This is a genomic window from Actinosynnema sp. NPDC059797 (genome assembly GCF_042732085.1).
Taxonomy (GTDB): domain Bacteria; phylum Actinomycetota; class Actinomycetes; order Mycobacteriales; family Pseudonocardiaceae; genus Actinosynnema.
In genome coordinates this window covers 1-5,904 of the sequence record NZ_JBHWIE010000408.1, presented here as the reverse complement: position 1 = coordinate 5,904, position 5,904 = coordinate 1, and the positions used below count along the sequence as shown (strand labels likewise).

At 73.6% G+C, this 5,904-nt stretch carries 5 protein-coding genes; 1 reads left to right on the top strand and 4 read right to left on the bottom strand.

The window, feature by feature from the left end; all coding sequences use genetic code 11:
• Window positions 1–94: 94 nt before the first annotated feature.
• The 4 genes from ACFV4N_RS38495 to ACFV4N_RS38480 form a co-directional block, all read right to left on the bottom strand.
• Window positions 95–1,399 (bottom strand): ABC transporter permease, encoded by a 1,305-nt coding sequence (locus ACFV4N_RS38495; RefSeq protein WP_499677615.1) that lies wholly within the window; start codon window positions 1,397–1,399, stop codon window positions 95–97.
• Window positions 1,396–2,070 (bottom strand): ABC transporter ATP-binding protein, encoded by a 675-nt coding sequence (locus ACFV4N_RS38490; RefSeq protein WP_499677614.1) that lies wholly within the window; start codon window positions 2,068–2,070, stop codon window positions 1,396–1,398. The genes ACFV4N_RS38495 and ACFV4N_RS38490 overlap by 4 nt, the downstream gene beginning before the upstream one ends.
• The gene (locus tag ACFV4N_RS38485) at window positions 2,067–3,017 is read right to left on the bottom strand and encodes an efflux RND transporter periplasmic adaptor subunit (RefSeq protein ID WP_499677613.1); all 951 of its coding nucleotides are present in this window, start codon (window positions 3,015–3,017) and stop codon (window positions 2,067–2,069) included. The genes ACFV4N_RS38490 and ACFV4N_RS38485 overlap by 4 nt, the downstream gene beginning before the upstream one ends.
• A 72-nt stretch (window positions 3,018–3,089) precedes the next feature.
• Window positions 3,090–4,121: a GDSL-type esterase/lipase family protein gene (locus ACFV4N_RS38480; protein WP_499677612.1), complete on the bottom strand. Its 1,032-nt coding sequence runs from the start codon at window positions 4,119–4,121 to the stop codon at window positions 3,090–3,092.
• Between the two features lie 181 nt (window positions 4,122–4,302).
• Between ACFV4N_RS38480 and ACFV4N_RS38475 the strand changes: the two genes are divergently transcribed.
• Window positions 4,303–5,904 (top strand): PQQ-dependent sugar dehydrogenase (locus ACFV4N_RS38475; protein WP_499677611.1); only part of this gene is annotated, 1,602 nt, incomplete at its 3' end.

The following is a 5,904-nucleotide window of genomic DNA, read 5'->3' as shown; positions in this document are numbered from 1 at the left end:
CTCGTCAAGGGGTCCGAAGGGCGTGGACCCCTTGACAAGCGCGGTTGGGCTGCGCCCAGGCCATACGGGGAGACCACGAGCTGGGCGGGGTGTGTCAGGCTCGCATGACCGTGGCGATGGGGATCCTCGCCGCGCGCAGGGCGGGGATGAGGCCGCCCAGGATGCCGGCCACCAGGCCCGCGATGACGCCTGCCACGCCTGCCTGCCAGGGGAACTGGACGTCGGTCAGGGAGGGGAAGCGCGAGCTGAAGAGGGTGCCTGCCGCTTGCAGGGCCAGTGCGCCGGTGCCGATGGCCAGGGCCGCGGTCAGGAGGCCGGTCAGGAGGGTTTCCGCCAGGACTATGCCCGCCAGGAGCAGGCGGGGTGTGCCCACGGCTCGGCGCAGGGCGAATTCCTCCACGCGTTCGCCCACCGTCGCCAGGCCCACGTTGAGGATGCCGGCCACGCCGATGAGGAGGACGAGGGCGGCCATGCCCAGGAAGATCCAGCGCATCAGGGCCAGTTGGGTGGACATGCGCTCGAGGGTCTCGACCCTGCTGGTGGAGATGGCTTCCTCGCGGGTGCCGGAGGCCACGAGCCTGGCCCGGAGGGTGTGCTCGACCTCGGTGGCGGTCGGGGCGATGAGGACTTGGAGGCCCGGGCCGTTCCGGGAGTCGGACATGTCGGCGGCGGGGAGCCAGTTGAGGAGTTCGTCGGTGCGGACGTAGGCGGTGGGGCGGAAGCCGCCGTCGTCCACCACGCCGATGAACTGGGGCGTGGGGTTCCTGGCGGCCCCGGCCAGGCGCATCTCCGCCGGGACGTGGTGGCGGGTGAAGGCTTCGGCCGCGTGGTGGTTGAGGACCAGCCTCGGTGACAGGGACGGGGTGCCGGTGAAGTCCAGCCAGCTGCCCTGGGTGGGGCGGAAGGGGCGGAACTGGCGGACGTCGCCGGTCAGGCCCACCAGTTCCAGTTCGACGGCCTGGCCCGGCGGGTCGTCGGCGTTCCCGTCGTCCACGGGGCGGCAACCGTTGGCGTCGCAGGTCATCATGGGGCCGTAGCCGGGTTCGTCGATGGGGCCGCCGCCCTCGTTGACGGGTTTCACGCCCGGTTCGCCGATGATGGCCCTCGTGGAGGTCATGGCCACGGCGTCGGTGCGGTCGCGGAGGACCTCCAGGGCCACCGGGACCGTCCGGCCCTCCGGGGACAGGTACATCTGGAGGGTCCCGTCCTTGCCCTGCTGGAGTTCCACGTCCTCCAGCATGGCGCGGTTGGCGATCACCGAGCCGGCTTGGACGGCCACCACCGCGAGGACGCCCATGAACAGGCTGATCATGGACAGGAACGTGCGCAGCTTGCGGGCCTTGATGCCCTGGCCGCCGATGATGAGGGACGACCTGAGCCGGCCCGAGAACCTGATCACGTGAGCACGCCCCCGGTGAGGCGGAAGGTGCGGCCCATCTTGGCGGCGTGGTCGACGTCGTGGGTGACCAGCACGAGGGCGCAGCCGTGGTCCGTGGTCCGGCGCAGGACCTCCACGACGAGGTTGCCCGTCTCGGTGTCGAGGGCGCCCGTGGGTTCGTCGGCGAGGATGATGCGGGGCTCCCGCACGAGGGCGCGGGCGATGGCCACCCGCTGCTGCTCGCCGCCGGAGAGCCTGGGTGGTTTGTGCTTGGCCAGGTGGGCGATGCCGACGCGGTCGAGGGCGGCCAGGACCTTCGCCCTGCGCTTGCGGCGGGGCAGCCAGCCCTGGCCGTTGACCAGGGCCATGGCCACGTTCTGCGCGGCGGTGAGGTGCTTGAGCAGGAAGAAGCGCTGGAACACGAAGCCGAACTCGGCGCTGCGCAGCGCGGCGGCCCGGCGTTCGGGCAGGCGGGTGATGTCCTGCTCCCCCAACAGGTACCGGCCGCCGTCCGGGCGGTCGAACAGGCCGATGAGGCTGAGCAGGGTGCTCTTGCCCGAGCCCGAGCGGCCCAGGATGGCGACGCTGTCGCCGCTGTGCACGGTCAGGTCCACGCCGGCCAGGATGGTGCGCGGTTCCTCCTGGCCCTTGAGCGTCTTGGTGATGCCCGTGAGGGTCAGCAGCGGGGTCACTCGCCGGCCGCCGGCGGCAGGTTCGGCCCGGGCACGGCCAGGGTCTCGTCGCCGGTGAGGCCGGACCTGATCTCGACGACCTTGCCGTCGGTCAGGCCGAGTTCGACGTCCTTGGTCTGCTTGGCGCCGTCGGGGCCCACGACGTCGACCTTGCCCTTGCCCTGGCCGCCGGCGACCGCCTCGATCGGGACGACGAGCGCGTCCTGCGCGGTCGCGGTGACCAGTTCGAGGGTGGCGGTCGCGCCGTTGATCAGCCGCACGTCGGCGGGCGCGGTGCAGACCAGGCGCAGGCCCGTCGGTTCCGAGGAGGGGGCGGGCGGGGCGTCCGGCAGCGGGGTGTCCGGCGGCGGGACGTCGGTGGTGGGTTCGGTCGGCGGGGGCGGCGCGGTGCCCTGCGGGAGGGCGGCGATGGTGCCCAGGAGGGCGCAGGCGAAGGGGCCGGGGCCGTTCTTGATCTGCGCCTGCACGGTGCCCTGCGCGGCGTCGGAGATCTGGTACGCCTGCGCGCCGTCGATGTCGGCGACGATGCCGTAGCCGGCGTACTTCGCCGAGGCGATGGGCATGCCCGCGGTGACGGTGGCGCGGTCGTCCACCAGGCGCCCGCCGAACGTCGCGCCGGCGGGCACGTCCACGTTGTTGGGCTTGCCCTGGTCCCACACGGTGGCGAACCGGGTCGGCTTGGTCGGCGTGCCGGTGGGCTCCGGGACGGTGAGGTAGCGCACCTGGCCCGCGACCGGCGAGGCGATGCCGAACACCGGGTTCATGGTGACCGTGCCGGTCAGGCTGACCTTGTTCGACAGGTCCTGCCTGGTCGGCTTGGCCGTGGTCTGCACGGTGTCGCGCGGCGCCAGGCCCGGGTTCAGCGGCTCGGACCCGGACGAGGTGCACGCGGCCGCGGTGAGCACCACCGCGGCCAGTCCGCACGCGCGGACGAAGGCGTTGTCCAACACCGGTCCCCCCAAAGCGATGGTCTCGCCAACTTACCGGTAAGACGCCGGTGGGGGTGTGCGGGTTGCCCGCTATTGCACGGCGTGCAGGTTGCCGTCCGCGCCCTCCACGCAGCGCGCGCTGCCCGCGCCGCCGGTGACGAACTCGGTGAGGCAGCGGCCGAACTGGTCGTGCGCCGCGGCGTTCGGGTGGAACGACTGCTGCGCCAGGTGGAGCCCGATGGCGTCGAGCCCGCCGTTGACGAGGGCGTTCGGGTCGACGGTGAGCCTGCGCTGCCACTCGCCGTCGGTGGTGGGGCCCTTGGTGCACGCCTCGCGGTTCTCCGTGGCGCGGGACAGGTCGAGGAACTTCACCCCGGCGCGGGACGCGACGCCGCGCAGCGCCTCGCTGAGCTGCGGCACGGCCACGGTGCGCCCGTACCCGGCGTCGGCCAGCCGCAGCGGGCAGCCCTGCGGGCCGTGCAGGATGCGGTCCATCCGCTCGGTCACCGGGGAGGCGTAAGAGGTCAGGACGAGGTCGTACTGGCCGTTGTCGTAGCCCGCGGTGCTCATGGCGGTGCGGACGTCGCGCAGCGCGTTCTCCACCTTCGGCGCCATCGCGGCCAGCCTGCCCGGCCACTCGCGCTCCAGCTCGGCGCGGCAGGAGGGGCCGAACGGGTTGGCCCACGCGATCACGCAGTCGACCATGGTGTCGGCGAACTCCGGGTCGTCGTTCGCGCCGACCTGGACCACGACGGTGGTCACCCGGAACTCGCGGGCGACGTCGATCAGCCGCCGGGCCTGCGAGCCCTCCGTGTAGTGCACGGTGTCGGCCAGCGAGACGTTCGCCGAGTCCGCGCCCGAGCAGGCCAGGTTGACCGTGCGGTCGGCCAGTCGGGTGCGGTGCACCATGGCGGCGGTGGAGCGGTGGCACCAGTTGCCGTTCTCGCCCTCGGTGCCGTCCTCGTAGGAGCCGGCGCCCTCGCCGGACATGGCGCTGTCGCCGAGGGAGACGACGGCGGTCGGCCGGTCGTCCACCGCGTCCGCGCTGAGGGGGATGGTGACCAGCGCGCCGCCGGTCAGGGCGAGGGCGCCGACCACGGCGGCCCAGAGCTTCCTCGACACGGCGGACCTCCAGGGCGCGATCGGTCGGTCAACCGACGGTAAGCGCTCGGTCACGGGGTGACAACAGGCCGTTCGGTTGGTCCTGCCGCCGGTTCGGCAGTCCGCAGGGGTGCTCCGCCCTTCGGCGGTCGGCGCGGGCCGGGTCCTTGCGACGCTGGGTGCCCGTCGTCGAGGAGGCCCCGTGCGCGCTCTCCTGGTTTCGCTGCTGCTGCTCGGTTCGCAGGTGGTGGGCGTGGCGCACGCCGCGGTGTTCACCGCCCGGGTCAACTTCTCCGACGCGGCCACCGCGCCGCCCGCGGGGTACTCGCGGGACTTCGGCGAGGCCTACGGCCCGCGCGGCGACGGGCAGACCTACGGCTGGGTGGCGCTGGGCACGACCACGCCGCTGTCGCTGGTCGGCAACGGGCGCAACCGCGGTGGCGGCGGCGACGTGCGGCTGGCGACGCTGGTGCACGCCCAGCTGCCCCCGTCGTCGCCGGGCGTGCCCACGCCGGGCGGCTGGGAGCTCGCCGTGCCCGCCGGGACCTACCGCGTGACGGTGTCGGTGGGCGACGCGGGCGCCGCCGTGGACAGCGCGCACTGGCTGAACGTCGAGGACCAGAACGCGGTGGCGGCGTTCACGCCGACCTCGACCGCCAAGCACGCCTCGGCGACGCGGGTGGTCGTGGTGACCGACGGGAGGCTGACGCTGTCGCCGCGCGGCGGTTCCAACACCAAGCTCAACCACGTCGACGTCGACGGGCTGCCGGACGGGTCGCCGTCGGTGCGGGCGGTGACGCCGGCGAACCTGGCGACCGGCGTGCCGCCGACCTCCAGCGCGGTGGCGGACCTGCGGCTGCCGTCGGGCGCGGTGGACCCGGCGACGCTGTCCTCGTCCACGGTGCGGCTGACCAGGGTGTCGGACGGGGCCGCGGTGCCCGCGAACGTGATCACCAGCGGGGGCGGCGACGTGGTCAACGTGTCGCCGCTCGCGCCGCTGGCGCCCTCGACGGCGTACCGGTTCTCGGTGACGGACGGGGTGCGGGACGTGGCGGGCGCCGCGTTCCGGCCGTTCTCGTCGGTGTTCACCACCGGGACCGGCGCGAGTGGCGGGCCGATCGCGTTCGAGCAGGTCTTCGGGGTGGCGACCGGCGCGCCGTTCACCAGCGTGGCGTTCGGGCCCGACGGCAGGCTGTACGCGGCGACGTTCACCGGGCAGCTCCGGCGCTACCCGGTCAACGCCGACGGGACGCTGGGCGCCGCGACGGTGATCGACACCGTGCGGGACCACGCGGTCGCGGCGGGGCTGCCGGGCGCGCCGAACCGGACCGTGATCGGCCTGGCGTTCGACCCGGCGTCCACGCCGGCCGCGCCGGTGCTGTGGGTGACCGACAACTTCGGCGGCACGTCGAACGCGCCCGACTGGTCGGGCAAGGTCGCCCGGTTGAGCGGGCCGGACCTGGGCGTCTACACCGAGGTCGTCACCGACCTGCCGCGGTCGGTCAAGGACCACGAGACGAACTCGCTGGCGTTCGGGCCGGACGGCGCGCTGTACCTGACGCAGGGCTCGATGAACGCCATGGGCGCGCCGGACCCGACGTGGGGCAACCGGCCGGAGCACCTGCTGAGCGCGGCGGTGCTGAAGCTGCACCCGTCGAGGCTGCCGGCGGCGCTGCCGGTGAACGTGCGCACCGAGGCCGGCGGCTCCTACGACCCGTACGCGGCCAACGCGCCGTTGACCATCCACGCCACGGGCGTCCGCAACGCCTACGACCTGGTCTGGCACCGCAACGGGCACCTGTAC